The organism is Paraburkholderia sp. SIMBA_053 (assembly GCF_046534895.1).
GTDB classification, from domain to species: domain Bacteria; phylum Pseudomonadota; class Gammaproteobacteria; order Burkholderiales; family Burkholderiaceae; genus Paraburkholderia; species Paraburkholderia caledonica.
This window is the reverse complement of record NZ_JAWRXU010000816.1, coordinates 1-267: the sequence shown is the minus strand read 5'-3', so window position 1 is coordinate 267 and position 267 is coordinate 1. Positions and strand designations below refer to the sequence as shown.

Genomic DNA, 267 nt, shown 5'->3' with positions numbered 1-267 from the left:
GTCGGAGCTGGCCCAGGCGGCCTCAGCGCGGCGATCATGCTCGGCCGCGCCCGCCGCCGAGTGTTGGTGATTGACGACGCCACACCCCGCAACCGCTTCGCCTCCCACATGCATGCCGTCCTCGGCTTCGACGGCGCACCACCCGAAGAGCTCAGCCGGCGAGGTCGACTCGAACTCGCCCAGTATGACGTCACCTTCGTCCACGCCACCGCAACAGCCGTCGAGACCGAGGCCGATCATCTCCTCGTCAACACCTCAGCCGGGCCA

1 pseudogene is annotated in these 267 nt (G+C 68.5%); it reads left to right on the top strand.

Annotation, left to right across the window (positions count from 1 at the left end):
* Positions 1 to 36 precede the first annotated feature (36 nt).
* Positions 37 to 267 (top strand): annotated as a pseudogene (locus SB753_RS37840) (hypothetical protein); the annotation flags it as partial.